This window comes from Mycobacterium sp. MMS18-G62 (assembly GCF_053877835.1).
On sequence record NZ_CM132662.1, the window covers coordinates 4,018,023 to 4,042,553 of the forward strand.

The 24,531-nt window shown below is 66.3% G+C and carries 24 protein-coding genes; 12 read left to right on the forward strand and 12 right to left on the reverse strand.

All coding sequences use genetic code 11. The features are described from left to right. Window positions 1-32 precede the first annotated feature (32 nt). The 4 genes from ACWW36_RS20035 to ACWW36_RS20050 all read right to left on the reverse strand — a co-directional run bounded on the left by ACWW36_RS20035 (window position 33) and on the right by ACWW36_RS20050 (window position 3,268). Window positions 33-1,088 carry an NADH-quinone oxidoreductase subunit B family protein gene (locus ACWW36_RS20035; protein WP_456137722.1) on the reverse strand — a complete coding sequence of 352 codons (1,056 nt, stop codon included), beginning with the start codon at window positions 1,086-1,088 and terminating at the stop codon, window positions 33-35. A 110-nt stretch (window positions 1,089-1,198) separates the two neighbouring features. Beyond that, window positions 1,199-1,978, reverse strand: a complete 780-nt coding sequence (gene hypB, locus ACWW36_RS20040) for a hydrogenase nickel incorporation protein HypB (RefSeq protein WP_456137723.1) — start codon at window positions 1,976-1,978, stop codon at window positions 1,199-1,201. A 2-nt stretch (window positions 1,979-1,980) separates the two neighbouring features. Then, entirely contained in the window at window positions 1,981-2,310 is a 330-nt protein-coding gene (gene hypA / locus ACWW36_RS20045) for a hydrogenase maturation nickel metallochaperone HypA (RefSeq protein WP_456142560.1), read from the reverse strand. Window positions 2,311-2,377: 67 nt separating this feature from the next. After that, the gene (locus ACWW36_RS20050) at window positions 2,378-3,268 is read right to left on the reverse strand and encodes an alpha/beta hydrolase (RefSeq protein WP_456137724.1); all 891 of its coding nucleotides are present in this window, start codon (window positions 3,266-3,268) and stop codon (window positions 2,378-2,380) included. 222 nt (window positions 3,269-3,490) lie between these two features. Between ACWW36_RS20050 and recA the strand changes: the two genes are divergently transcribed. Further along, entirely contained in the window at window positions 3,491-4,543 is a 1,053-nt protein-coding gene (recA, locus tag ACWW36_RS20055) for a recombinase RecA (protein ID WP_456137725.1), read from the forward strand. After that, complete coding sequence (gene recX / locus ACWW36_RS20060) at window positions 4,512-5,030, forward strand: recombination regulator RecX (RefSeq protein ID WP_456142561.1); 519 nt, start codon at window positions 4,512-4,514, stop codon at window positions 5,028-5,030. Before recA ends, recX begins: the two co-directional genes overlap by 32 nt. Here recX and ACWW36_RS20065 read toward each other — a convergent pair. The 5 genes from ACWW36_RS20065 to ACWW36_RS20085 all read right to left on the reverse strand — a co-directional run bounded on the left by ACWW36_RS20065 (window position 5,027) and on the right by ACWW36_RS20085 (window position 9,178). After that, window positions 5,027-5,851 (reverse strand): hypothetical protein, encoded by an 825-nt coding sequence (locus ACWW36_RS20065; RefSeq protein ID WP_456137726.1) that lies wholly within the window; start codon window positions 5,849-5,851, stop codon window positions 5,027-5,029. The two genes, recX and ACWW36_RS20065, sit on opposite strands and share 4 nt — an antisense overlap. 174 nt (window positions 5,852-6,025) lie before the next feature. Further along, complete coding sequence (locus ACWW36_RS20070; protein WP_456137727.1) at window positions 6,026-6,910, reverse strand: amino acid ABC transporter permease; 885 nt, start codon at window positions 6,908-6,910, stop codon at window positions 6,026-6,028. Then, window positions 6,911-7,591, reverse strand: coding sequence for an amino acid ABC transporter permease (locus ACWW36_RS20075; RefSeq protein WP_456137728.1), 681 nt, complete (start codon window positions 7,589-7,591; stop codon window positions 6,911-6,913). Window positions 7,592-7,606: 15 nt separating this feature from the next. After that, window positions 7,607-8,419 carry a glutamate ABC transporter substrate-binding protein gene (locus tag ACWW36_RS20080; protein WP_456137729.1) on the reverse strand — a complete coding sequence of 271 codons (813 nt, stop codon included), beginning with the start codon at window positions 8,417-8,419 and terminating at the stop codon, window positions 7,607-7,609. 30 nt (window positions 8,420-8,449) lie between these two features. Further along, the gene (locus ACWW36_RS20085; protein ID WP_456142562.1) at window positions 8,450-9,178 is read right to left on the reverse strand and encodes an amino acid ABC transporter ATP-binding protein; all 729 of its coding nucleotides are present in this window, start codon (window positions 9,176-9,178) and stop codon (window positions 8,450-8,452) included. 157 nt (window positions 9,179-9,335) lie between these two features. Here ACWW36_RS20085 and miaB point away from each other — a divergent pair, with 157 nt between their 5' ends. Further along, complete coding sequence (gene miaB / locus ACWW36_RS20090; protein ID WP_456142563.1) at window positions 9,336-10,889, forward strand: tRNA (N6-isopentenyl adenosine(37)-C2)-methylthiotransferase MiaB; 1,554 nt, start codon at window positions 9,336-9,338, stop codon at window positions 10,887-10,889. Then, window positions 10,886-11,485, forward strand: coding sequence for an Rv2732c family membrane protein (locus ACWW36_RS20095; protein ID WP_456137730.1), 600 nt, complete (start codon window positions 10,886-10,888; stop codon window positions 11,483-11,485). The genes miaB and ACWW36_RS20095 overlap by 4 nt, the downstream gene beginning before the upstream one ends. On the opposite strand, the gene ACWW36_RS20100 is transcribed toward ACWW36_RS20095, so the two are convergent. Next, window positions 11,482-12,801, reverse strand: coding sequence for a DUF349 domain-containing protein (locus ACWW36_RS20100; protein WP_456137731.1), 1,320 nt, complete (start codon window positions 12,799-12,801; stop codon window positions 11,482-11,484). The two genes, ACWW36_RS20095 and ACWW36_RS20100, sit on opposite strands and share 4 nt — an antisense overlap. Window positions 12,802-12,960: 159 nt before the next feature. Here ACWW36_RS20100 and ACWW36_RS20105 point away from each other — a divergent pair, with 159 nt between their 5' ends. The 5 genes from ACWW36_RS20105 to hflX are packed head-to-tail and all read left to right on the forward strand — an operon-like array spanning window position 12,961 to window position 17,774. Continuing rightward, window positions 12,961-13,827, forward strand: coding sequence for a DMT family transporter (locus tag ACWW36_RS20105; protein WP_456137732.1), 867 nt, complete (start codon window positions 12,961-12,963; stop codon window positions 13,825-13,827). Between the two features lie 17 nt (window positions 13,828-13,844). After that, a complete protein-coding gene (locus ACWW36_RS20110; RefSeq protein WP_456137733.1) occupies window positions 13,845-14,531 on the forward strand; it encodes a hypothetical protein in 687 nt (228 codons plus the stop codon). Continuing rightward, complete coding sequence (gene miaA / locus ACWW36_RS20115) at window positions 14,528-15,436, forward strand: tRNA (adenosine(37)-N6)-dimethylallyltransferase MiaA (protein ID WP_456137734.1); 909 nt, start codon at window positions 14,528-14,530, stop codon at window positions 15,434-15,436. The genes ACWW36_RS20110 and miaA overlap by 4 nt, the downstream gene beginning before the upstream one ends. 4 nt (window positions 15,437-15,440) lie before the next feature. Then, window positions 15,441-16,313 carry a diaminopimelate epimerase gene (gene dapF / locus ACWW36_RS20120; RefSeq protein ID WP_456137735.1) on the forward strand — a complete coding sequence of 291 codons (873 nt, stop codon included), beginning with the start codon at window positions 15,441-15,443 and terminating at the stop codon, window positions 16,311-16,313. Between the two features lie 45 nt (window positions 16,314-16,358). Further along, complete coding sequence (hflX, locus tag ACWW36_RS20125) at window positions 16,359-17,774, forward strand: GTPase HflX (RefSeq protein ID WP_456137736.1); 1,416 nt, start codon at window positions 16,359-16,361, stop codon at window positions 17,772-17,774. Here hflX and ACWW36_RS20130 read toward each other — a convergent pair whose 3' ends face one another. Then, on the reverse strand, window positions 17,775-18,278 hold the full coding sequence (locus ACWW36_RS20130) for a hypothetical protein (protein WP_456137737.1): 504 nt from the start codon (window positions 18,276-18,278) through the stop codon (window positions 17,775-17,777). Beyond that, entirely contained in the window at window positions 18,275-20,560 is a 2,286-nt protein-coding gene (locus ACWW36_RS20135) for a molybdopterin guanine dinucleotide-containing S/N-oxide reductase (protein WP_456137738.1), read from the reverse strand. Before ACWW36_RS20135 ends, ACWW36_RS20130 begins: the two co-directional genes overlap by 4 nt. Window positions 20,561-20,730: 170 nt before the next feature. Between ACWW36_RS20135 and ACWW36_RS20140 the strand changes: the two genes are divergently transcribed. The 3 genes from ACWW36_RS20140 to ACWW36_RS20150 all read left to right on the forward strand — a co-directional run bounded on the left by ACWW36_RS20140 (window position 20,731) and on the right by ACWW36_RS20150 (window position 24,531). After that, window positions 20,731-21,201 (forward strand): cyclic nucleotide-binding domain-containing protein, encoded by a 471-nt coding sequence (locus tag ACWW36_RS20140; protein WP_456137739.1) that lies wholly within the window; start codon window positions 20,731-20,733, stop codon window positions 21,199-21,201. Window positions 21,202-21,273: 72 nt separating this feature from the next. Continuing rightward, window positions 21,274-22,434, forward strand: a complete 1,161-nt coding sequence (locus tag ACWW36_RS20145) for an acyl-CoA dehydrogenase family protein (RefSeq protein WP_456137740.1) — start codon at window positions 21,274-21,276, stop codon at window positions 22,432-22,434. Between the two features lie 123 nt (window positions 22,435-22,557). Continuing rightward, window positions 22,558-24,531 carry an LGFP repeat-containing protein gene (locus tag ACWW36_RS20150; RefSeq protein WP_456137741.1) on the forward strand — a complete coding sequence of 658 codons (1,974 nt, stop codon included), beginning with the start codon at window positions 22,558-22,560 and terminating at the stop codon, window positions 24,529-24,531.

The window sequence follows — 24,531 nt, forward strand, 5'->3', positions numbered from 1 at the left end:
ACTCGATCGCCGCGCGCGCCGAAGCGTGCTCGCTACCAGGTGCGCGTTGCGCCGGTCTCGAGTTTGGTGCCCGGATGCCGCCAGCGCGGCTCCTTGTCGACAGTGCGGCCGGTGACGTGCCGGAGGCCACGGATGACCGACCCGTAAAGACCCGACATGGTTGAAGAAACATGCGCACCGGGTGGTTCATCCATGAACGGCATGAACTTGTCGGGGAAGCCGGGCATCGTGCAGCCGATGCAGATGCCGCCGACGTTCGGGCACCCACCAATGCCGTTGATCCAACCGCGCTTGGGCACATTGCATTTCACGACCGGACCCCAGCAGCCGAGCTTCACAATGCATTTCGGCGACCCGTACTCGTCCGCGAAGTCGCCCTGCTCGTAGTAGCCGGCCCGGTCACACCCCTCGTGTACCGTCTGACCGAACAGCCACTGTGGTCGTAGCGCGTCGTCGAGCGGAATCATCGGCGCCTGCTCGGTCGCCATGTAGAGCAGATAGGTCAGCGTCTCGGCCATGTTGTCCGGATGGGCCGGGCAGCCGGGAACACAGACGATCGGGATACCTGCCTTGCTCTTCCAGTCCCACCCGAGGTAATCGGGCACTCCCATCGCTCCGGTCGGGTTGCCGGCCATGGCGTGGATGCCGCCGTACGTGGCGCACGTGCCCACCGCAACGATGGCGGTGGCCTTGGGCGCCAATCGATCCAGCCATTCGCTTGTCGTCATGGGCTGACCGGTCGCGGGGTTGTTACCGAACCCGCACCAGTAGCCCTCGTCCTTGATCTGCTCGTTCGGAATGGACCCCTCGACGACAAGGACGAACGGGTCGATCTCTCCGCGCTCGGCCTTGAAGAACCATTCCAGGAAGTCGTCTGCGCCGCCGTTGGGACCGCATTCGAAATCGATCAGGGGCCAGTGGACGGCGATCTTGGGCAGACCGGGAAGCGCGCCAAGGGCGATCTCCTCGATGCTGGGTTGGGTGGCGGCAGTCAGCGCCACAGAATCACCGTCACAACTCAAACCCGCGTTGATCCACAGAACGTGAATCAGCGCCTCTTCCGCTTTGACTGCTGCCTCGCTTGGCATGCGTCACAGCTTTCTGGGGCCGGGGCTGGCGACCCCTGTTCAGAGGTTTCGACGTTTGCGCCAACTTCTCCAGCGCTAACTTTTTGGTCTACTCCCGACCGAATGTCTTGTCAACGGATCGTTGTGACATGGTGCGCGTTTGCGCGAACTTCGATCCACTCGTACCACGCAGCGATACCATCGCCGGTCGTAGCTGATATCGGCAAGATTTCCGCGGTGGGGTTGATAGACCGGGCGGACGTGCGGAAGCTTTCAAGATCAAACTCAACGTAGGGCAGTAGGTCGATCTTGTTCAGGACGATGAGCCCGGCCGCGGCAAACATGTGTGGGTACTTGAGCGGTTTGTCTGCGCCCTCGGTCACGGAGATGACGACGAGTTTGCTGTCTTCACCCAGATCGAACAGCGCGGGGCACACCAGGTTGCCGACGTTCTCGATGAACAACAGCGATCCCGGGGCCGGGTCCAGCGTTGCGAGCGCCCGCCGCACCATCTCGGCGTCGAGATGGCAGCCGGCCCCCGTGTTGACCTGAACGGCTCTGGCCCCCGCCGCGCGGATGCGTTCGGCGTCGAGCAGCGTCTCCTGATCGCCTTCGATGACGTTGATGTCGTGGCTCGGGGTCAGCTCGCGGATCGTCCTCTCGAGCAGCGTCGTCTTACCGGCTCCGGGCGAGCTGGTGATATTGAGCGCAAGGACATTCCGCTGCGCCAGCCATGCGCGGTTCTGCTCGGCGATGAGGTCGTTCTTCGCCAGAACCTTCTGCTCCAGCGAGATGGTTTCGGTGTGGACGTGACCGTGATCGTGATCGTGCGGATGGTGGTGATCGTGGCGGTGCTCGCCGGCCACGGTGATCACCGCTGAATCGTCGCCGCAGCCACACGTCGCGCACATGGTCAGCTCACTTCCATCGAGAGGATTTTCAGGTCACGCCCGGCGAGCACTTCGACGTCAGCACTTCCACAGGGGCACAACAAGATCAGGTCGTCCAATTCGAAGTTGTTGGCACACGTGCGGCAGCGGGCAGCGCCGGGTTGCACATCCAGATCGAGTCGGGCGCCGTCGGCCACGGTGCCTTCGGTGGCGAGTTCGAAGCAGAACTGCATCGAGTCGGGCACCACCGCGCACAGTGCGCCGATTTCGAGTTTGACGCTGTGCACGCGACGACCGGCGGCATGCTCACACACCGCGTCGACGACGCTCTGCGTTATCGCCATCTCGTGCATGTCTGCCCCGTTCTGGGCGGTTAGCCTCACGATAGGACCGACACTGTCGAAGCGTCCAGCATTCGAATCATGCGGCCACTCCGGTGACCACCCGCCGAAGGAAGTCGACCTGATCGGTCTTGACCGCCGGATCGGTGTAGATGTCGAAATGCCCGTAGGGATAGTGGCGGAGTTCGCCGTGTGGGGCGCGGTTGGCGGCCTTGATCGTCGACCCCGGCGGTGTCGTGGTGTCGTTGTCGCAAACGCAGACCAGGAGCGGCATGGCCAGTTGCGCTGTCTTGAGTCCGGGCCGGTAGAGCGGGAACCGCAGCATCAGGCGGGCGGCGAATTCATTGCGCCACAACGACTCCGGCGGAACCAAGGCCTCGAATCCGGATTTGGCGCCCGGTGTCGTCATCGCCGCCAGTGTGCCTGGTTCCCCCACGGCTGGCGCAAGCCGCGGCGGACGGCCCCGCCAGCCGCACCACTGATCCCAGACGGCGGCGACGCCGAGGCGGACAATGTTCTTCAGCGGGACGTGCATGAGAGTCGGGATCGCATCGGTGAACGGCGCCTGGGAGATGACCGCGGCGATGCGTGGATCGTCCGCCGCGACGGCAAGGACGTGACCGCCACTGAACGACGAGCCCCACAGCACGATCCGGTCGGGGTCGATTCCGTCGAGCTGGCGGGTCCACGCGATGACCGCGTGGTAGTCGTCGTGCTGGCGGCCGATGTCGAGCAGCTGACGCGGCTGTCCCGTCGACGCGCCGAAGTACCGGTAGTCGAACAGCACGACGGCGAAGCCGGCATCGCGGAACGCCTCCGCGTAGGCCGGCAGTCCGTCGTCACGGGTCGCGGAAAAGCCGTGGGCCATGACGACGCAGGGCACGTCTTCCCGGGTCGACTCGGGCCGGTAGAGGTAGGCGGCGAGCTGCTCGCCATGGGATGGGATGCGAACATCTTCTCGCGCATGCATGGTGCCGAAGCTACGCCTGTGACCTGCCTTCTTGCCGGGATCGTCCAATCATTTCCGGTCAGCTTGCACTTGCCCGGCGTGTCTCCTTGAGTCGAACACGTGTTCGTCTACTGTGGGCGTTGTTCGAACGTCGCCCACGCCAGCTGTCAGACCCCCTGGCTAGCGTCACGGCCAACTGATCGAAAACCGATCACCGAACACGCACAAGGACGGAGACCACCCATGGTGCAGGCACCTGATCGCGAGAAGGCCCTCGAGCTGGCGCTCGCGCAGATCGACAAGAACTTCGGTAAAGGCTCGGTGATGCGGCTCGGCGAAGAGGTGCGCCAGCCGATATCTGTCATCCCGACCGGCTCGATTGCGCTGGATGTGGCCCTCGGCATCGGCGGTCTGCCGCGCGGCCGGGTGGTCGAGATCTACGGCCCGGAGTCGTCGGGTAAGACCACCGTCGCGCTGCACGCGGTCGCCAATGCCCAGGCGGCCGGCGGGATCGCGGCGTTCATCGACGCCGAGCATGCGCTGGACCCGGAGTACGCCAAGAATCTCGGCGTGGATACCGACTCGCTGCTGGTGTCCCAGCCGGACACCGGTGAGCAGGCGTTGGAGATCGCCGACATGCTGGTTCGCTCCGGCGCGATCGACATCCTGGTCATCGACTCGGTTGCCGCGCTGGTGCCACGCGCGGAGATCGAAGGCGAGATGGGCGACAGCCACGTCGGACTTCAGGCCCGGCTGATGAGCCAGGCGCTGCGGAAAATGACTGGCGCGCTGAACAATGCGGGCACCACCGCGATCTTCATCAATCAGCTCCGCGAGAAGATCGGTGTCATGTTCGGCTCACCCGAGACGACAACGGGCGGAAAGGCTTTGAAGTTCTACGCCTCGGTTCGGTTGGACGTCAGGCGGATTGAAACCCTCAAGGACGGCACCGACGCGGTCGGCAACCGCACCCGATGCAAGGTGGTGAAGAACAAGGTGTCGCCGCCGTTCAAGCAAGCCGAGTTCGACATCCTGTACGGCAAGGGCATCAGCAGGGAAGGCTCGTTGATCGACATGGGTGTCGAGCAGGGCTTCATCCGCAAGTCCGGTTCCTGGTTCACCTACGAGGGCGAGCAGCTCGGCCAGGGCAAGGAGAACGCCCGCACCTTCCTGATCGAAAACGTCGACGTGGCCAACGAGATCGAGAAGAAGATCAAGGAAAAGCTCGGCATTGGCGCGGTGATCACCGATGACCTCACCAACGATGGCGTCCTGCCCGCCCCCGTCGACTTCTGAGGCATCCCGCGAGGAGCAGGCGCGGGCATTGTGTCTGCGCCTGCTCACCGCGAGGGCACGCACCAGGTCGGAGCTCGAAGGGCAGCTGGCCAAGCGGGGATACCCCGACGAGGTCAGCCAGCGAGTGCTCGACCGGCTGGCGCAGGTCGGTCTGGTCAACGACGAGGATTTCGCCGAGCAGTGGGTCCGCTCCCGTCGGGTCAACGCCGGAAAAGGCAAGCGCGCCTTGGCTGCTGAGCTGCGGAACAAGGGCGTGGACAACGACGTGATCACCGCCGCGCTGGCCGACATCGATGCCGGAGCGGAGCGGGAGCGGGCTGAGCAGCTGGTCCGCGACAAGCTGCGCCGCGAGAAGCTCGGCGACGACGACACCAAGGTCGCGCGCAGGCTCGTCGGAATGCTGGCCCGCCGCGGCTACAGCCAGTCGATGGCGCTCGACGTGGTCACCAGCGAGCTGGCGGGCGAGCGGGAACGGCGGCGGGTCTAGCGGTCTGAGTCGTCCTGCTTGCTCGAGGTCGGCTCGTCCTTACGGTCACTGCCGTCATGAGTCGCGTCGTGCTTGAGCGGCGGCTTCTGCGCGGCAGTTTGGTGGACGTCGGTCGTCGCGTCGACAGCGGTGGTGCGGTCGGTTCCCCCGGGTTCTGCCGCCGCCTTCTTGACCTCGCCCTGGGCGCTCACCGTTGCCGGTTTCACCAGATCCTCCACGGCCGCAGGCTCTTTCGGCTCTTTCGGGGCTGCGCTCTCAGCTACGGTGGCCACGGGTGCGGCTTCTGTCGAATGACCACCGTTTCGCGCGTCATCACTTGATGACGCCGCCGCGGCGGTGGTTCGCAAGGTCGGGGCGTCAACAGTATCGCCGGGTATCTGGCTCGATCGGGTTGCGTTGGTGGACAACGCCGGTGCCGGCACGGTCGGCTCCGTGACGGGCTGAGCAGTCATGCCCCCGAAGAATGCACCGATCGCGGTAGGTATGGCCATGACGAACGAGACGACGTTGCGCAGGATGTTGGCGACAAAGCCAATCTGAAAGTTCACGTACTGCACGGCAAATCTCACCAACTCGCGGCCGGCGTCAAGTTCGACCTGCGCGAAGTCCACGAGTGCCCGTCCGAGTGCGTCGGGTATCGAAGTGCCTTGTCCGATGTTCTGCAGCAGGGTGCCGGGGATCGCAAACTCGCGCGCGAACAGCGCTGCGCCCGTCGCAAGGAAGTCCCCGACAAATGCGATGTGGAAGTTGATCTGTTGAGTGAGCGGGTCCTGAGGTGGCAACGGTGCGAGCGCCGTTGGTGCCATCAACGGCTGCGTCACCGCCGTCAGCGCGACGGCCGGCTGAGAAGGCCGCGATAGGGAGCTGCTCGGCACTGGCGGTGTTCGAACAAAGCCGCTCAGCGCGATCATTGCGACGATGGCGACAATCGAAACGGCGCGAACCACTCTCTGGGCACGAACCAGATGATCGCTGGGTTCAATCGGCGCCGGTGGTCAAATAGTGCCGCCGGCGCCGGCGCCGAACGTGCCCTGTGTGACGGGCTGGATATGCATGGGCTCCGGACCCCTGCGGGAGCGGCGCATGCGGCCCTCCAACCAAGTCGCGAACCAGGACAGCGTGAAGTTGACGCTGATCATCAACACTGCGATGACGATCAGCGCGGGGATGTAGTTGCCGTACGCCGAGCCGACCTGAGTTCCTTGGCGCACCATCTCGAGGAAGGTGATCTGGTAGCCGATCGCGGTGTCCTTGAGGACCACCACCATCTGGGAGATCAGCACCGGCAACATCGACGTGACGGCCTGCGGCAGAAGGATCGACCGCATGGTCTGACCCCAGCGCAGGCCCAGTGCGGACGCGGCCTCCGACTGTCCGCGGGGCAGCGCGTTGATGCCGGCGCGGACGATCTCGGCGATGACTGCGCCGTTGTACAGCGTCAGGCCCGTGATGACGCCCGCCAACGCCAGATGCTTCGAGGGGAACACGTCGTAGGTCGCGTATAGGAAGTACGCGAAGATCATCATGATCAGCACCGGCACCGCGCGGAAAAACTCGACGATCACCGCGGACGACCACCGGATGGCGGGGTGCGTGGACAGCCGTCCCACACCGAGCAGGAATCCCAGCACAAGCGCCAGCACGATCGACACCGCGGCGGCGGTGAGTGTGCCCTGCACACCGGGCAGGATGTAGGTCTTCCACAGGTTGGCCGTCAGGAACGGTTGCCACTTCGCGGCGGTCAGCTGACCCTTCGAATTCAGCTGGGAGTACACCACCCAGATCACGAGCGCGACCACCACCGCCGTGACGACGTTGAACACCCGGTTCCGTGCCCGCGCGCGCGGTCCCGGTGCGTCGAAGAGAACCGAACCCGCCATCTACCGTGCCACCGCCAGTCGCTTACCCAGCCAGCCGAAGAACAGGCCCATCGGCAGCGTCAAGATGACGAATCCGACCATGAAGATCGCGCCGATGTAAATCAGCGCGGCCTCGTTCTCGATCATCGTCTTCATCAACAGCGCCGCTTCCGCCACGCCGATCGCCGAGGCGATGGTGGTGTTCTTCGTCAATGCGATCAACACCGAGCCGAGCGGGCTGATCACGGCGCGAAATGCCTGCGGCAGCAGCACGATTCGCAGATTCTGCGCGAACGTCAGGCCCAGCGACCGTGCCGCCTCCGCCTGACCAAGCGGCACCGTGTTCACACCCGACCGCACCGTCTCACACACGAACGCCGCCGTGTAGACGGTGAACCCGAGTACCGCCAGCCGGAAGTTGCTGTCCTCGATCGACGTCAGCGACTTCGAATCCACCAGCGTGATCCCGAGTGTCTGGGACAAGCCGAACGAACAGAACAGGATGATCAGTGTCAGCGGCGTGTTGCGCACCGTGTTGACATACGACGTGCCGATCCAGTTGAGCATCGGGATCGGCGCGAGCCGCATCGCGGCCAGCAGCGTGCCCAAGATCAGCGCTCCGACAGCCGAGTAAGCCGTCAGCTGGATGGTCGTCCAGAACGCCTCGAAGATCTGGTCTTGGTACTTGGTGAAGATCTCCACGTGGGCGCGGCTCGGCTACTTGTCGACGGGTGGTGGCGTCGGTGCGGGCAGGCCCGCCGGGCCGAGGTTCTTGTCCCAGGCCGCCTTCCACGCGCCTTCGGCCTCCATCTTGGTGATAGCGTCGTTGATCTTGGTCCGCAGGTCGGTGTCGCCCTTCTTCAGGCCGATGCCGTAACGCTCCTCTGAGAACGTCCCGCCGACGACCTTGAATGCGCCGGGGCTTTGCGCCGCGTAGCCGGCCAGGATCACCTGGTCGGTGGTGACCGCGTCGATCGCGCCGTTCTTCAGCGCCTCCACGCACGCCGAGTAGGTGTCGTACTGCTGTAGCTGCACCCCGGGGTACTTGTCCTTGATGCGCTGCGCCGGCGTCGAACCCGAAACCGAGCACAGTTTCTTGTTGTTCTGCAAGGACTCCGGTCCGGTGATGTCAGTGTTGTCCGAGCGCACCAGCAGGCTCTGACCGGTCAGCAGATAGGGGCCTGCAAAGTCGACCTTCTGCTTGCGGGCGTCGGTGATCGAGTATGTGGCGGCGATGAACTTCACCTGGTCGTTCTGGATCAGCGTCTCGCGCTGCCCGGAAGGCGATTCCTTCCACTCGATCTTGTCCTCGCCGTACCCGAGTTGCTTGGCAACGTACTTGGCGACGTCGACGTCGAAGCCGCTCATCGTGCCGTCGGGGTTCTTCAACCCGAGGCCCGGCTGATCGAACTTCGTTCCGATGACGATCTTGTCGCCTCCGCCACCACCACCGCCACACGCGGTCGCCGAGAAGGGCAATGCGATGGCGAGTGCAATGGCAGCTGCGACACGCACTTTGAGGGACGGCATGTTCGGTTCCTTTCGCCTGGCTTCAATGCTTCAGTGCTTGAGAATCTTGCTGAGAAAGTCTTTGGCGCGATCGGTTTTCGGGTTGCTGAAGAATTCGGCCGGCTCGGCGGACTCGATGATTGCCCCGCCGTCCATGAAGACGACGCGGTTGGCGGCGCCGCGGGCGAAACCCATCTCGTGGGTGACAACCACCATGGTCATCCCCTCCTTGGCCAACGACGTCATCACGTTGAGGACTTCGTTGATCATCTCGGGATCCAGCGCGCTGGTGGGCTCGTCGAACAGCATGACCTTCGGGTTCATCGCCAGTGACCGCGCGATCGCCACGCGCTGCTGCTGGCCTCCGGACAGTTGCGCCGGATACTTGTCCGCCTGGTTGGCGATGCCAACCCGCTCCAGTAGTGCCATCGCCTTTTCGCGGGCCTCGGCCTTGGACTTCTTGCGCACCTTCATCGGCGCAAGCGTGACGTTTTGCAGAATCGTCTTGTGCGCGAAGAGGTTGAAGGACTGGAACACCATGCCTACATCGGACCGCAGCTGCGCCAGCTTCTTTCCTTCGGCGGGCAGCACCTCACCGTCGATCGCGATCGTGCCCGAGTCGATCGGTTCGAGGCGATTGATGGTGCGGCACAACGTCGACTTGCCCGATCCGGACGGCCCCAGCACGACGATCACCTCGCCGCGATCGACCTCAAGGTTGATGTCCTTGAGCACATGCAGGGCACCGAAGTGCTTGTTGACCGCCTTCATCGAGACCATCGGCACGCCTGTAAGAGTCGAACCCGCATCCCTTACATCCGCCCCGGTGGTCTCCATGGGTGCAGACCTTACCCAGGGAACGCTCAGCTTGCCTGGATCTTGTCAATCCGCTCAGATCACCGCGGCGGCCCCTCCGTACCATGGTGCCGTGACTTCAATGGTGACGCAGCAGGCGAACGGAACCAGCTCCGTTCGCCAGCAGCCGCGCACCTATCAGGTCCGCACCTACGGCTGCCAGATGAATGTGCATGACTCCGAACGGCTGGCCGGGTTGCTGGAAGCCGCCGGATACGAACGGGCAGCCGACGGAACCGATGCCGACGTCGTCGTGTTCAACACCTGCGCGGTCCGGGAGAACGCCGACAACAAGTTGTACGGCAATCTCAGCCACCTCGCCCCGCGCAAGCAGTCCGACCCAGGGATGCAGATCGCCGTTGGTGGCTGCCTGGCGCAAAAGGATCGCGAGGCAGTGCTCAAGAAGGCGCCGTGGGTCGACGTCGTATTCGGGACACACAACATCGGTTCGTTGCCGACGCTGCTCGACCGCGCCCGCCACAACCAGGCCGCTGCGGTCGAAATCGTCGAGGCGCTGCAGGAATTCCCGTCCGCACTGCCCGCGGCGCGTGAATCCGCTTATGCCGCATGGGTTTCGATTTCCGTCGGCTGTAACAACACCTGCACGTTCTGCATCGTTCCCGCGCTGCGCGGCAAGGAGGTCGACCGCAGGCCAGGTGATGTTCTGGCCGAGGTGGCCTCGCTCGTCGACCAGGGGGTCCTCGAGGTCACCCTGCTGGGCCAGAACGTCAACGCATACGGGGTGTCGTTTGCCACGGACGAGCGCTTGCGCGAGGACCCGACGACATGGGCGGATCAGCCGCGCGACCGGGGCGCCTTCGCCAAGCTGCTGCGCGCGTGCGGGCGCATCGACGGCCTCGAGCGCGTGCGGTTCACCTCGCCCCATCCGGCCGAGTTCACCGACGACGTCATCGAGGCGATGGCCGAAACCCCGAACGTCTGCCCGTCATTGCACATGCCGCTGCAGTCGGGCTCCGACCGCATCCTGCGCGCGATGCGCCGCTCATACCGCGCGGAGAAGTACCTCGGCATCATCGACCGTGTGCGCAAAGCCATCCCGCACGCCGCGATTACCACCGATCTCATCGTCGGCTTCCCCGGGGAGACCGAAGACGACTTCCAGGCGACATTGGACGTAGTGGCACAGGCGCGGTTCGCCAGCGCGTTCACGTTCCAATACTCCAGACGTCCCGGCACCCCGGCCGCCGAGTTGGACGAACAGATACCGAAAGCCGTTGTGGCCGAACGCTATCAGCGACTGATCGACCTTCAGGAACGCATTTCGCTTGAGGAGAACGCCGCGCAGATCGGGCGCACCGTCGAGCTGCTGGTGGCCACGGGCGAAGGCCGCAAGGACGCGGCCACCGCCCGCATGTCCGGACGGGCACGCGACGGCCGGCTGGTGCACTTCAACCCGGCAGGGCGTGACATCCGGCCCGGCGACATCGTCACCACCACGGTCACCGGGGCCGCGCCGCACCACCTGATCGCCGACGGCGAATTGCACACTCACCGGCGCACCAGAGCAGGCGACGCGCATGCGACAGGCCAGAAGCCACGCACTGGCATCGGTCTGGGCATGCCGGGCGTCGGCGTGCCGGCCGCGCAACCGATCTCTACCGGATGTGACCGGTGAGCGCCGGAAACAACGGCAACGGAGACTTCGAAGAGTTCAAGGGCGACATCGAGGCCGCCGAACGTCGCATCGCGCGTGAAATCGACCCGGGCGCACGGGCTTTGGTGATCGCCGTCTGTGTTTTCGTGCTGCTGCTGACGTTCATCCTGCCGCACACCGGCGCTGCCAGAGGCTGGGACGTGCTCGTCGGCGACGACACCGCCATCGACAACGGCATCGCGTTGCCGTCGCGCGTGTTCACCTGGCTGGTCCTCGTGTTCGGCGTCGGGTTCTCGATGGTCGCGCTGCTGACGCGGCGCTGGGCCATGGCATGGATCGCACTGGCCGGGTCGACGGTGGCATCTTTTGTCGGATTGCTGGCGGTGTGGTCGCGGCAGACCGCGCCAGAACATCACCCCGGGCCGGGAATCGGGCTGATCATCGCCTGGCTGGCGGTGATCGTGCTGACCATCAACTGGGCCCGTGCGGTATGGGCCCGCACAGCACTGCAGCTCGCCGCCGAGGAGGAGCGCCGCCGGGTGATCGCCGAGCGCCAGAAGAAGGGCCTTTTGGACAGCATCGAGGACGACGACGAGCAGGGGCCCGAAAAGGGTTAGCGCTTGCCCAGCGCGTCGGCCGCCGCTTCGGCCCACTGGCGCCACTGTTCGGCGTTCGCCCGTGCTTCCTCGGCATCCTTTGTCCGCCCCGCGGCCTCGGCCTTTTCCGCCTGGCGCTCGAATTGCTCTGCGCGAGCGCGGAATTGGTCGGCTCGAGCCTGCGCCTCGGGATCGACACCGCCGGACGGCGCGTCGCGGACCTTCTTCTCCACCGCCCGCAGCCGCCGCTCCAAATCCGCCGCACGCTCGCGCGGGACCTTGCCGATCGCGTCCCAGCGCTCGCCGATCCCGCGCAACGCGGCCCGCGCCGCCTCCAGGTCGGAGGTATCGAGCCTTTCCGCCTCGGCGAGCAAGGCCTCCTTCGCGTCGGCGTTCGCGCGGAACTCGGCGTCACGTTCGGCGGTGGCCGCGTTGCGGGCGCCGAAGAACTTGTCCTGTGCCGCCTTGAACCGCTGCCACAACACGTCGTCGACGTCCTTGGCGGCGCGGCCAGCCGCCTTCCACTGCGTCAGCAGGTCACGGAAGGCCGCGCCGGTGGCTCCCCAGTCGGTCGAGTCGGCCAGCTCCTCGGCGCGTTCGCACAGCGTCTCCTTGGCTTGCCTGGCGCCGGCGCGCTCGCGGTCGAGTTCGGCGAAGTGCGAACCGCGACGCCTATTGAAGGTCTCGCGGGCCGCCGAATACCGCTTCCACAGCGCGTCGTCGGTCTTGCGGTCGAGCCCACTGATCGTTCGCCATTCGTCGAGGATCTCCCGCAGCCGATCGCCCGCCACCTTCCACTGCGTCGAATTCGTGGCGAGCTCTTCGGCCTCGGCCGCCAGAGCTTCCTTGCGCGTGGTCTGGGCCGCTCGATACTCCTCGCGTTTGGCCTTCTCCGCCTGAGCGGCCTCATCGGCGTGTTCGACGATCGCTGTCAGTCTGGCGGCGAGCGCGTCGACATCACCCAGTACGTGTGCCTCGGGCAGGGTTTCCGCCAACGCTGCTGCCGCCGACTTGATCTTGCGGGCATCGCCGGTGCCCGACTCCAGGCGCGTCTCCATCAGGGCGACCTCGGTGTGCAGGTCGTCGAAGCGCCGCCCGAAGTGCTCGAACGCGGCTTCGGTGTCGCCGGCCTGCCAGTTTCCGATGACGCGCTCGCCGGAACCGGTGATCAGCCACACGGTGCCGTCGGGATCGACGCGGCCGTAGCGGTGTGGGTCGCTCGAGGGCGGCGCGGCAATGGTCGGTGTGGGAGGACCGGGATGGGGGACGGGGCGCGGCGGGCCGGGCCGGGGAGCGGGTTTGGGGGTGGGGCGTCCACCCGGTTCGCTGGTCGTCATATCCGTTCCTCGTAACCCTCCGCGCGGGAATCCGCGCACCTGCCGCGCGACGCGGCGCCTGATAGCTCGACCGCTATTCAAACAGGTCGCAGCGCCTTGCGCCCACGCCTTCGGCGATGCATTGCCTAGGCTCTTGCCAACAGCGACGGGAGGCTGCCGATGGACAAGGCGGATATCGCCGCCCTATTCGCCGTCGGCGCCGCCTTCTTCATCGCGATCGGCGACGTCATGCACCAGCGGTCGGCCCACGAGGTCACCGACGAACCGGTCAGTCACGTCGCCCTGTTCATGCGGCTGCTGCGCGACCGCCAGTGGTGGCTTGGCAGCCTGGTCTCGGCCGCCGGATTCGCGCTGCAGGCGGCGGCGCTGGGGTTTGGTTCGGTGCTGTTGGTGCAGGCGCTGCTGGTCACGTCGTTGCTGTTCGCGCTGCCGATCAACGCGCGCATGACCCATCACCGGGTGACCCGGTGGGAATGGACGTGGGCCGCGCTGCTGGCGGCGTCCGTCGCGGTGATCGTCACCGTCGGCAACCCGACCGCCGGCCACAGCCGGGCGTCGCTGGAGACATGGGCGGCGGTGATCGCGGTGCTGGGACCCGCGATGGTGCTCTGCATCATCGGCGCGCGGATCTGGTCAGGACCCGTCAGTGCCGTTCTGCTGGCGATCGTGTCTGGCTCGCTGTGGGGTCTGTTCGCGGTGCTGACCAAAGGCGTCGTGGACCGGCTCGACGACGGGATCTGGGAGCTGCTCCGCACCCCCGAGCTGTACGCCTGGGTGCTGGTGGCGATCGCGGGCACGGCGTGGCAGCAGTCGTCGTTCCGTGCGGGATCGCTGACCGCGTCGCTGCCGACGATGACGGTGACCGAGCCAGTGGTCGGTTCGGTGTTGGGCATCGTCGTGCTCGGTGAGGCGTTGCGGCCCGGCGACGCGGGCTGGTTCACCCTGATCATCGCCGTGGCGGTGATGGTGGTTGCGACGGCCGCGCTGGCCCGCGGCGAGGCCGCGACCGCCAAGCAACCGGCGTGAGCCACTAGTTTGGTGGCGTGCTGAGCGCCATCGCGATCGTCCCGTCGGCACCGGTCATCGTGTCCGAGCTGGCCTCCGGCGCGGCCGCCGAGCTGGCCGACCTTCACGATGCGGTGCTCGCAGCGGCGGCGTCGCTGCCGGATCGTTGGGTGGCCGTCGGCGTCGGGCGAAACGACGCGGTGCTGGGTCCGGAGCGGGTCGGGACTTTCGGTGGCTATGGCGTTGACGTGCACGTCGCCTTGTCGCCCGGTGCGGGTGATGCGCCGGACGAGTTGCCGCTTTGCGCCCTGATCGCCGGCTGGATCCGCGGACGATCGAAACCCGAAGCGCGCGTAGAGGTTCGGGTATACGCAGGGGACCACGACGTCGACACTGCGCTGGCCCACGGACGACGGTTGCGAGCCGAGATCGACGAGGCGGCCGACCCCGTCGGCGTGCTCATCGTGGCCGACGGCGCCAACACGCTGACCCCGCCGGCGCCCGGCGGATATGACCCGGACTCCATACCGGTGCAAGCCGCGCTCGACGACGCACTGGCCGCAGGTGATGCCGCGGCGCTGACCCGGCTGCCGGACACGGTCGTTGGGCGGGTGGCTTATCAAGTACTGGCAGGGCTCGCAGAAGCGGGACCGCGGGAGGCCAAGGAGCTCTACCGCGGCGCGCCTTACGGCGTCGGTTACTTCGCCGGCGTCTGGCGGCCATGACGCGGCCCATCGCGGTCATCGGGCCGACCGGCACCGGAAAGTCGGCGCTGGCTCTGGCGGTGGCCGAGCGGGTCGGCGGAGAGATCGTGAACGCCGACGCGATGCAGCTCTATCGCGGCATGGACATCGGTACCGCCAAGCTGTCTGTGGCCGAGCGCCGCGGCATCCCGCATCACCAGCTCGACGTGCTCGAGGTGACCGAGACCGCGTCCGTCGCCCGCTATCAGCAGGCCGCCGCCGCCGACATCGAGGCCATCGCCGCACGCGGGGCGGTGCCGGTCGTGGTCGGCGGGTCAATGCTCTACATCCAGTCGCTGCTCGACGAATGGTCGTTCCCCGCCACCGACCCGCAGGTGCGGGCGAAATACGAACAACGACTCGCAGCCGTCGGCGTCGGCGAGCTGCACCGCGAACTGGCGCGTGTAGACGCCGACGCGGCATCGTCGATCCTGCCCACCGACGGCCGCCGCATCGTGCGCGCGCTCGAGGTGGTCGAGCTGACCGGACGTCCGTTCGCTGCTTCGGCCCCGCAAATCGGCAAGCCCCGGTGGGACACCGCGATCATCGGATTGGATTGGGAGACAGCCGATCTCGACGAGCGGCTGGCGCAACGCACCGACAAGATGTTCGCAGACGGGCTCGTCGACGAGGTGAAGACGCTATTGGGCAGAGGCCTGCGCGACGGTGTGACGGCGTCGCGGGCGCTGGGCTACGCGCAGGTGATCGCGGACCTCGACGACGGCGGGGACGGCACGGCCGCTCGCGAGCCGACGTTCTACGGCACGCGCCGCTACGTGCGCAGGCAGCGGTCGTGGTTCCGCCGCGATCACCGCGTCACCTGGCTCGACGGCGCGGCGTCCGACAACGTCGAGCACACGCTGCGGGTATGGCGACACGTATCCTGAACAGGTGATGTTCGCCAAGGGCCACGGAACGCAGAACGACTTCGTGCTGCTGCCCGACCCTGATGCCGCTCTGGCGTTGACACCGGACGCGGTGGCGGCGTTGTGCGACCGGCGCCGCGGGTTGGGCGCCGACGGCGTGCTCCGTGTGACGACGGCGGCCACCGCGATGACGGCGGGCGTGCTCGACAGGCTGCCCGAGGGGGTTGCGCCCGGCGACTGGTACATGGACTACCGCAACGCCGACGGGTCGGTTGCGCAGATGTGCGGCAACGGCGTTCGCGTGTTCGCCCACTACCTGAGGGCCAGCGGATTGGAGAGCCGCGACGAGTTCGTCGTCGGCTCGCTGGCGGGGCCGCGGCCCGTCGTGCTGCATAGCTGGGACGCCACCACGGCCGACGTCACCGTGGAGATGGGCAAGACCAATCAGCTCGGCACGGGTGAGGCAATCGTCGGTGGCCGGCCGTTCGCGGGCCTGGCGATCGACGTGGGCAACCCGCATCTGGCCTGCGTGGACCCCGATCTGACCGCCGACGAATTGGCGGCTCTGGACGTCGCGTCGCCGGTGACGTTCGACCGCACGCAGTTTCCCGAAGGTGTGAATGTCGAGGTGCTGACGGCGCCGGTGGATGACGCGGTGTCGATGCGGGTACATGAACGGGGTGTTGGCGAAACCCGATCCTGCGGCACAGGAACCGTTGCCGCCGCGGTCGCGGCGCTGGCGTTCGCCGGCACGACGACAGGCACGCTGGACGTGCGCATCCCTGGAGGAGAGGTCACAGTCACCATCACCGACGCGACCAGTTATCTGCGTGGGCCGTCGGTTCTGGTGGCGCACGGCGAGCTATCCGAGGAATGGTGGCGTGCTGCGCAGCGTTAATTCGGGTGCACGAGCCGCTGTAGCCGTGCAAATCTGTAATCGCTTATGACTCATCCCGATTTTCCCGTCAACGACACGCCCAGCGCGGGCGAGCTCGCCCTCGAAGACCGCACGGCGCTTCGCCGCGTGGCCGGTTTGTCGACCGAACTCGCCGACGTCTCGGAGGTCGAGTACCGCCAGCTGCGACTGGAGCGCGTGGTGCTGGTGGGCGTATGGACCGAAGGCAGCGCCCGCGACGCGGAGGCCAGCATGGCCGAACTCGCCGCGCTCGCCGAAACGGCAGGCTCCGAAGTGCTCGAGGGGCTGATTCAGCGCCGCGACAAGCCCGACACGTCGACGTACATCGGCTCGGGTAAAGCTCAGGAGCTTCGGGAGATCGTGCTGGCCACCGGCGCCGACACGGTGATCTGCGACGGCGAACTCAGCCCCGCGCAGCTGACGGCGTTGGAGAAGGCGGTCAAGGTCAAAGTCGTCGACCGCACCGCGCTGATCCTCGACATCTTCGCCCAGCACGCCACCAGCAGGGAAGGCAAGGCGCAGGTCGCGCTGGCGCAGATGGAATACATGCTTCCCCGGCTGCGCGGCTGGGGTGAGTCGATGTCGCGGCAGGCCGGCGGACGCGCGGGCGGCAGCGGTGGCGGTGTGGGTCTGCGCGGCCCGGGCGAGACCAAGATCGAGACCGACCGGCGCCGTATCCGCGAGCGAATGTCCAAGCTGCGCCGCGATATTCGCGCGATGAAGCAGGTCCGCGACACGCAACGCAGCCGACGCCTGGCCAGCGACGTGCCGTCGATCGCGATCGTCGGCTACACCAACGCCGGCAAGTCCAGCCTGCTCAATGCGCTGACGGGGGCGGGTGTCCTCGTGGAGAACGCGTTGTTCGCGACCCTCGAACCCACCACGCGCCGTGGGGAATTCGACGACGGCAGGCCCTTCGTGATGACCGACACCGTCGGGTTCGTCCGCCATCTGCCGACCCAGCTCGTCGAGGCGTTTCGCTCCACGCTCGAAGAGGTGGTGGATGCCGACTTGCTCGTGCACGTGGTCGACGGCTCAGACGTCAACCCGCTGGCGCAGATCAACGCGGTCCGGCAGGTGATCAACGACGTGATCGCCGAACACGACGGCAGGCACCCGCCGGAGTTGTTGGTCGTCAACAAGATCGACGCCGCAGGCGATCTGGCACTGGCGCAGCTGCGCCGGGCCCTGCCCGACGCCGTCTTCGTCTCAGCGCACACCGGAGACGGACTCGACCGGTTGCAGCACCGGATGGCGGAGCTGATCACGCCCACCGACACCACGGTCGACGTGACGATCCCGTACGACCGCGGCGATCTCGTCAACCGGGTACACGCCGACGGTCGCGTCGACGCCACCGAACACACTGCGGACGGCACCAGGATCAAGGCGAGGGTGCCGATTCCATTGGCGGCCAGCCTTCGCGAGTTCGCGACGTTCTAGTCAGTCGACGTTGTAGACGTCGGCAGCCGCAGCAGCCATCACCTGTTGAGCGAGTTGCGCTTTCAGCTCGTCGAGCCGCCGTTCTTGGTGTTCCGTGCGGTTCTCCGCACGGGCGAGGTCGACGAACTCGTCGGTGACGAAGCCGTCGCGCAGCGACAGCGTCGCGGTGCGGTCTGCGATGCCGACGACGAACACGAAGTCCTCCCGCAGCCGGCCGAGGTCGGGTCGGACCAGTGAACGGTCGACGGTATAGCGGCCGTCTGAGACTGCACCCGTCACCGCCTCGAAGCCGTCACGCGCGCCAGGACCGCGGAATGCGGTGCGCACGCTGACGGACCGGCGCTGCGGCGGCACAGTGGGGGAGAGCACACCGAATGCGCGCTGCATGACCTTGAACGCCATCGCGACGCCGCCGGGCGAATTGCCGGCGTGGAACCGCAACATGTCGTCGAACGTGAACGTGAGTGTCTGCCCACGCTCTTGGACCGTCAACGACTCCGTCACGACTCGACGATCACCGGCGGCTCGTGCGCCCGTACCGGCGGCAGGGTGCCGGTGAATTTCTCCACCTGGACGAGGACGTGCGCACCAGTGCAGCCGTGCGCCAGCGACGACGTGCCCACGTCGTCGGTCAGCACGTTCGGGTTCCCATGCACGCACATCGCATCTGGATCGGCGGGGTCGGCCGGATCGAACCACGCACCTGTCGCCAGCTGCACGACATCGCGCCGCAGACGATCATCGATCACCACGCCGGCCAGGCATGCGCCACGGTCGTTGAACACCCGCACCACGTCGCCGTCGGCCACGCCACGGCACTCCGCATCGTCCGGATGCATCCGGATCGGCTCGCGCCCTTGCACTTTCGAAGCCTGGCTGGCAGCCCCACCGTCGAGTTGGCCATGAAGCCGCGAGGCCGGCTGGTTGGCCAGCAGGTGCAACGGATAGCGCTGCGCGCGCTCACCCCGCAGCCATTCCGACGGCTCATACCACTTCGGGTGGCCTGCGCAATCGCCGTAACCGAAGCCGTCGATGTCGTCAGAGAAGATCTCGATGCGCCCGCTCGGCGTCGTCAGCCGATGAGTTTGCGGATCGGCTCGAAAGTCCGCCAGCAGCGTGAGTCCATGCTCGACGGGCAGCCGCAGCTTGCCCCGCCGCCAGAACTCGTCGAATGTGGGCACCGCGAAATCCAGACCGGCAGCCCACTTTTCGTATAGGTGGGCCAGCCACTGCCGCGCGCTGCGGCCCTCCGTGAACTGATCGCGAAAGCCGAGCGTGTCGGCCAGCGCCGCGAATGTCGTGTAGTCGTCGCGGGATTGGGCGTAGGGCTCCGTGAGCTTGGGCATGGCCATAAGCATGGGATCGTTGCGGGATCCCGAGTAGTCGTCGCGCTCGAACGAGGTGGTCGATGGCACCACGATGTCGGCGTGTTTGGCCATTGCGGTCCAGTACGGGTCGTGCACGACGATCGTGTCCACGCGGCCGAGCGCCCGGCGTAAGCGGGGAATGTTCTGGTGGTGGTGAAAGGGGTTGCCCCCCGCCCAGTACACCAGCTTGATGTCGGGGTAGGTCAGCCGCCGGCCGTTGTAGTCGAATTCCTCGCCCGGGTGCAGCAGCATGTCGCTGACAGCCGCGACAGGGATGAACGTCTTGACCGGGTTGGGTCCCTGCGGGAGCTTTGGCAACCGGAATCGCAGCGGAGCGAGCCCAGGCTCGTTCATCGAGCCGTAGCCGTGCCCGAAACCGCCTCCGGGAAGGCCTATCTGGCCCAGCATGGCCGCCAGCGTGATTCCCATCCACGGGGCCTGCTCGCCGTGCCGGATCCGCTGCAGCGACCAGCTGACCGTCACGATCGTGCGGTTGTCCGCCATCCGCCGTGCCAGCGCGACGAGGTCCTCGGCGGGTAGCCCGCAGATCTCCGCCGCCCATTGCGGCGACTTGGGCACACCGTCGTCAACCCCGAGAAGGTAGCCCTCGAAGCGCTCGTACCCGGTGCAGTAGGTGCTCAGGAACTCTCGGTCCGCCAGCGATTCGGTGGCCAGCACGTGCGCGAGCGCCAGCATGATCGCCACGTCGGTGCCGGGTATCGCCGCGTGCCACTCGCAGTCGCCCTCCACGTCGTCGCGCAGAGGCGAGAACGAGACGATGCGGCCGCCGCGTTCGCGGAACCGGCGCAGCGAGTCGCGTGCCGGATGTGCCGTCGTTCCACCGTGATTGATGGCGGTGTTCTTCAACGCCAGTCCGCCGAAGCAGACGAGCAGATCGGTGTGTTCGACGATGACGTCCCACTCGGTGGACCGTTTGAACAGGTCGTCGTGCGTGCCGACGACTCGCGGCATGATCACGCCGGTGGCGCCAAGGCTGTAAGAGTGACGCGAAAACGTATATCCGCCAAGCATTTTGAGGAATCTGTGCACCTGGCTCTGCGCGTGGTGAAATCGGCCCGCGCTGGCCCAGCCGTATGAGCCGCCGTAGATGGCTTCATTGCCGTGAGTGTCGATGACGCGCCGCAGCTCGGCCGCCAGCAGCTCAGTGAGGTCGTCCCACGAGACGGCAACGAACTCGTCGGAACCGCGCCGCGTCGTCGGCCCGGGCCCGTCGTCCAACCAGCCGCGCCGGACCGCCGGGGTGGCGATGCGCGAGCGGTGCCGAATGGAACCGGGCAGGTTGCCAAGCAGCGGCGACGGATCGGCATCGCCGTCCAACGGTGTGACGGAGGCGATGTCGCCGGCTTCGATGCCCGCGGTGAACGCACCCCAATGCGTGAGGCTTGTGGGGGCGGCCATGGGCCAGAGTCTATGGCGGGGCAGGTGCGTCTTGCGTGCCGTGCGCACCGTGTCAGAGCTGCGCGTCGAAAACGCCCCGTCGGGTGCGGCCGCTGGATAGCGTCGTGTCAGTGCTGTCGGCGCGGCGCAGGCGCTGAGCGCGGCGGCGAGTATCGGGTAAGGGCAATGCGATGCGCACGCTTGAAGGCGTCTTGGCCGGCCATCCATTTTTCGCCGACTTGGATCCGCGTTATCTCCAAATGGCGGTGGGGTGTGCGGCGAACATGCGTTTCGACGCCGGCGATCTTGTCGTCAGAGAAGGCGAAGATGCGAGCAACTTCTATCTCATCCGAGAGGGGCAAGTCACCCTCGAAGTCTTTGCACCCGGCCGTGGCGCCATGACGATCGAGACTTTGGAAACCGGCGACGTCTTGGGTTGGTCGTGGTTGATACCGCCGTATCGCTGGCGATTCGACGCGCGCGCGACGAAGCCGACGCGCGCCATCGTGTTCGATGGCGGATGCCTGCGCGGCAAATGCGAGGAGGACCACGAACTCGGATACGAGATGTTGAAGCGCGTCGCTGCGGTCCTGGGTCACCGTCTCGACGGCCTCAGGTATCGACTCCTGGACCTTTACCGGGTCGACACTCCGACGGCCTGACCGCCGCCCAACCATCCGGTTGGATGGGGTAGGTTCGCGGTAACAGCCCGTACCAGTCACCGGAGGTCAGCCATGGGCGGCGTCGTCCACTACGAGCGCACGTTGTTCGAGCCCGAACACGACCTGTTCCGCGCGTCCTACCGCGCGTTCCTGGACCGGCATGTCGCGCCGTATCACGAGCAGTGGGAGGCCGACAAGATCGTCGACCGCGGCGTGTGGCTCGAAGCGGGTAAGCAGGGCTTTCTCGGGATGGCAGTGCCCGAGGAGTACGGCGGCGGCGGCAACCCTGACTTCCGCTACAACGTCATCATCACCGAGGAGACCACCGCGGGCCGTTACAGCGGCATCGGGTTCGGGCTGCACAACGACGTGGTCGCCCCGTATCTGCTGCGGCTGGCCAACGAGGACCAGAAGCGGCGGTGGCTGCCGCAGTTCTGCACCGGTGAACTCATCACCGCGATCGCCATGACCGAGCCGGGTACGGGAAGTGACTTGCAGGGCATCAAGACCCGCGCGGTCAAGGACGGCGATCACTACGTCCTCAACGGCGCGAAAACCTTCATCACCAACGGCATCAACGCCGACCTGGTGATCGTGGTGGCCTGCACAGACCCCGACAAGGGCGCGATGGGCTTCTCGCTTCTCGTCGTCGAGAGGGGCATGGAGGGCTTTGAGCGCGGCCGAAAACTCGACAAGATCGGCCTCGATGCCCAGGACACGGCCGAGCTGTCGTTCACCGATGTGAAGGTGCCCGCAGAAAACCTGCTCGGCGAGGAGGGCATGGGCTTCGTCTACCTGATGCAGAACCTGCCGCAGGAGCGCATCAGCATCGCGGTGATGGCCGCGACCGCGATGGAAGCCGTCCTTGAGGACACACTGCAATATGCCAAGGAACGCAAGGCATTTGGACGCCCGATCGGCAGCCAGCAGAACAGCCGGTTTCTGCTCGCCGAGCTGGCGACCGAGGCGACGGTGGTGCGGATCATGGTCGACGAATTTCTGCGGCTACACCTCGACGAGAAGCTGACTGCCGAGCAGGCCGCGATGGCCAAGTGGTATTCCACCGAAAAACAGGTGTATCTCATCGATCGCTGTCTGCAATTGCACGGTGGCTACGGATATATGCGTGAATATCCGGTTGCCCGCGCTTATCTCGATTCACGTGTCCAGACAATTTATGGCGGAACGACCGAAATCATGAAGGAGATCATCGGCCGCAGCATGGGCGTCTGAGCCCGGACAGGTATTTTCTCTCCAAGATCGGCGATGCTCCTTGGTATTCGTCGTCTGCTGACGCAAAGTTGACGGGCGCGATACTTTTCAAGGAATTTTTTGCGCTGATTGCGGGGAGGATAAATGAGCGGGCGTAGCACGGTGCTCGTGCGGGCGGCCATCGGTCTGCTCGCAGTCGGAGTGGCCGTCCTGCTGGCACCGGTCGCGGCGGCAACTCCGGAAAGTGACGCCAACGACGCGATCAACGCCGCATATGACGGAGGCGGTGGCCCCACCGGTGCGCTCGGCCCCAAGGACGGTGACGTCTATCCGGTCGGAGAAGGCTTCGGCCAGAACTTCGCAGGCGGCAAGATCTTCTTCACCCCCGCCACGGGCGCCCACATCATGACCGGCGCGATCCTGGAGAAGTACGAGTCGCTGGGCGGACCGGGCGACAGCGACCTCGGATTTCCGACCATCGACGAAGGCCCGGGCCGCGCACAGGACAGCCGGAACACCACGTTCAGCGCGGCCGATAAACCGGTGATTTTCTGGACCCCTGGCACTGGAGCGCGGGTGGTGCGCGGAGCCATCAACGCCGCCTGGGACAAACTCGGAGGCTCGGCCGGGCAGCTGGGCGTGCCCGCCGAGGACGAGATGTACCGCGGCGCCGTCGTCTCGCAGAAGTTCACCGGCGGCGAGATCTCTTATGACACCAAGGCCAAGACATTCACGACTGATCCCCCTGAGCTGGCAGGTGAGCTGGCCGGCCTGACCATCCCCGAAGACCCGACCTCGGCCATCAACGCCGCGCGGCGCGCCGCAGGCGGGGCGCTGGGACCGCTGGGCGCCGCGCAGGGCGCCCCATATCCGATCGGCAAGGACGGCCTCGGCCAGAACTTCGCAGGCGGAAAGATCTTCTATAGCCCCGCTACCGGAGCGAACGTCGTCACCGGTCAGGTGCTCGCCAAGTACGAAAGCGTCGGTGGCCCGCAGGGCGACCTGGGCTTCCCGACCTCCAACGAGGTCGACGGTGGGCTCCCGACCGAAAGCCGGATGACCAGTTTCGCCGCCGAGGACCAGCCGGTCATCTTCTGGACACCCGACTACGGCGCGGTCATCGTGCGCGGCGCCATGAATGCCGCCTGGCAGAAACTGGACGGCGCCGCCGGCCCGCTTGGCGCGCCGATCGCCGACCAGACCGAGAGCGGCGATGTCCTCACGCAGCGGTTCAGCGGCGGAGTGGTCTCGTGGGACCGGTCGAAGAACGCGTTCAGCACCGAGCCGGCCAATCTGGCGTCCCGGCTCGCCGGTCTCAAGGTGCCGGGGCAGGACGTACCCAAGGAACCGACCGCCCCTGCGGGGTCAAACACCAAGCAGCACAAGTGGTTTGCGCCGAACTGGTGGTGGCTGCTTGCGCTCATCCCGATACTGGTGTCGGTCGGGCTCGTCGCGTTCGCGGCGGTGCGCAACCGCCGCCGCGGCCGTGACGACAACCGGCTGGAAGGTGACGACGCCGGCCCCGGCGTCGCGCCCTACGAACCAGTGACCGGCGGCGCGGGGCAGCAACCGGCCGAAGACGAGCGGGCCGCCGCGCTGTTCGGTGATCGCTACGCGCAGGAGGGACTTGGCTCGTTGCCGTCCTCAGCAGCAAGCCACGACTATCCGCCGGCGCCGATGAGCCTGTGGGGATCACCTGAGCACACCGACCACCCTGATCACCCCGATCACACCGACCATGCCGACGACGCGGTCACGGCGCAGGAACCTGCGGTGAGCCAGGAGTCCGCCGTGACGCCGGAACCCGTTGCGGCGCAGACGGTGGAGGACGACCCCGACAAGGTCGACACGACGCCGACCCGCGTCGAGCACGACCCTCTCACCGATACCGGCCGTCACGCGCGAATCGTGATCGAAGAACCGGCGCCCGAGGACATTCCATTCCGTCTGCCGCTGGAGGATTCCGACCAGGCGCCGGAGGGTTTCCCGATCAAGGCGGACACCAAGTCGGGGTTGTACTGGGCGCCCGGAAGCGCGCTCTACGACGACGCGCGTGCCGAAATCTGGTTCGTCAACGAGGAATTCGCCCGCACAAACGGCTTCGTCAGGGCGAATTGA

Bases quoted from the DNA above. Each gene is read 5' to 3' on its own strand.
- ACWW36_RS20105 (WP_456137732.1), top strand. From the start codon at position 12,961: ATGGACAAGGCGGATATCGCCGCCCTATTCGCCGTCGGCGCCGCCTTC.
- recX (WP_456142561.1), top strand. From the start codon at position 4,512: ATGGCGTCCTGCCCGCCCCCGTCGACTTCTGAGGCATCCCGCGAGGAG.
- ACWW36_RS20100 (WP_456137731.1), bottom strand. From the start codon at position 12,801: ATGACGACCAGCGAACCGGGTGGACGCCCCACCCCCAAACCCGCTCCC.
- ACWW36_RS20050 (WP_456137724.1), bottom strand. From the start codon at position 3,268: ATGCATGCGCGAGAAGATGTTCGCATCCCATCCCATGGCGAGCAGCTC.
- recA (WP_456137725.1), top strand. From the start codon at position 3,491: ATGGTGCAGGCACCTGATCGCGAGAAGGCCCTCGAGCTGGCGCTCGCG.
- ACWW36_RS20035 (WP_456137722.1), bottom strand. From the start codon at position 1,088: ATGCCAAGCGAGGCAGCAGTCAAAGCGGAAGAGGCGCTGATTCACGTT.
- hypB (WP_456137723.1), bottom strand. From the start codon at position 1,978: ATGTGCGCGACGTGTGGCTGCGGCGACGATTCAGCGGTGATCACCGTG.
- miaB (WP_456142563.1), top strand. From the start codon at position 9,336: ATGGTGACGCAGCAGGCGAACGGAACCAGCTCCGTTCGCCAGCAGCCG.
- ACWW36_RS20080 (WP_456137729.1), bottom strand. From the start codon at position 8,419: ATGCCGTCCCTCAAAGTGCGTGTCGCAGCTGCCATTGCACTCGCCATC.
- ACWW36_RS20135 (WP_456137738.1), bottom strand. From the start codon at position 20,560: ATGGCCGCCCCCACAAGCCTCACGCATTGGGGTGCGTTCACCGCGGGC.
- ACWW36_RS20150 (WP_456137741.1), top strand. From the start codon at position 22,558: ATGAGCGGGCGTAGCACGGTGCTCGTGCGGGCGGCCATCGGTCTGCTC.
- hflX (WP_456137736.1), top strand. From the start codon at position 16,359: ATGACTCATCCCGATTTTCCCGTCAACGACACGCCCAGCGCGGGCGAG.
- ACWW36_RS20140 (WP_456137739.1), top strand. From the start codon at position 20,731: ATGCGCACGCTTGAAGGCGTCTTGGCCGGCCATCCATTTTTCGCCGAC.
- ACWW36_RS20145 (WP_456137740.1), top strand. From the start codon at position 21,274: ATGGGCGGCGTCGTCCACTACGAGCGCACGTTGTTCGAGCCCGAACAC.
- hypA (WP_456142560.1), bottom strand. From the start codon at position 2,310: ATGCACGAGATGGCGATAACGCAGAGCGTCGTCGACGCGGTGTGTGAG.
- ACWW36_RS20085 (WP_456142562.1), bottom strand. From the start codon at position 9,178: ATGGTCTCGATGAAGGCGGTCAACAAGCACTTCGGTGCCCTGCATGTG.
- ACWW36_RS20070 (WP_456137727.1), bottom strand. From the start codon at position 6,910: ATGGCGGGTTCGGTTCTCTTCGACGCACCGGGACCGCGCGCGCGGGCA.
- miaA (WP_456137734.1), top strand. From the start codon at position 14,528: ATGACGCGGCCCATCGCGGTCATCGGGCCGACCGGCACCGGAAAGTCG.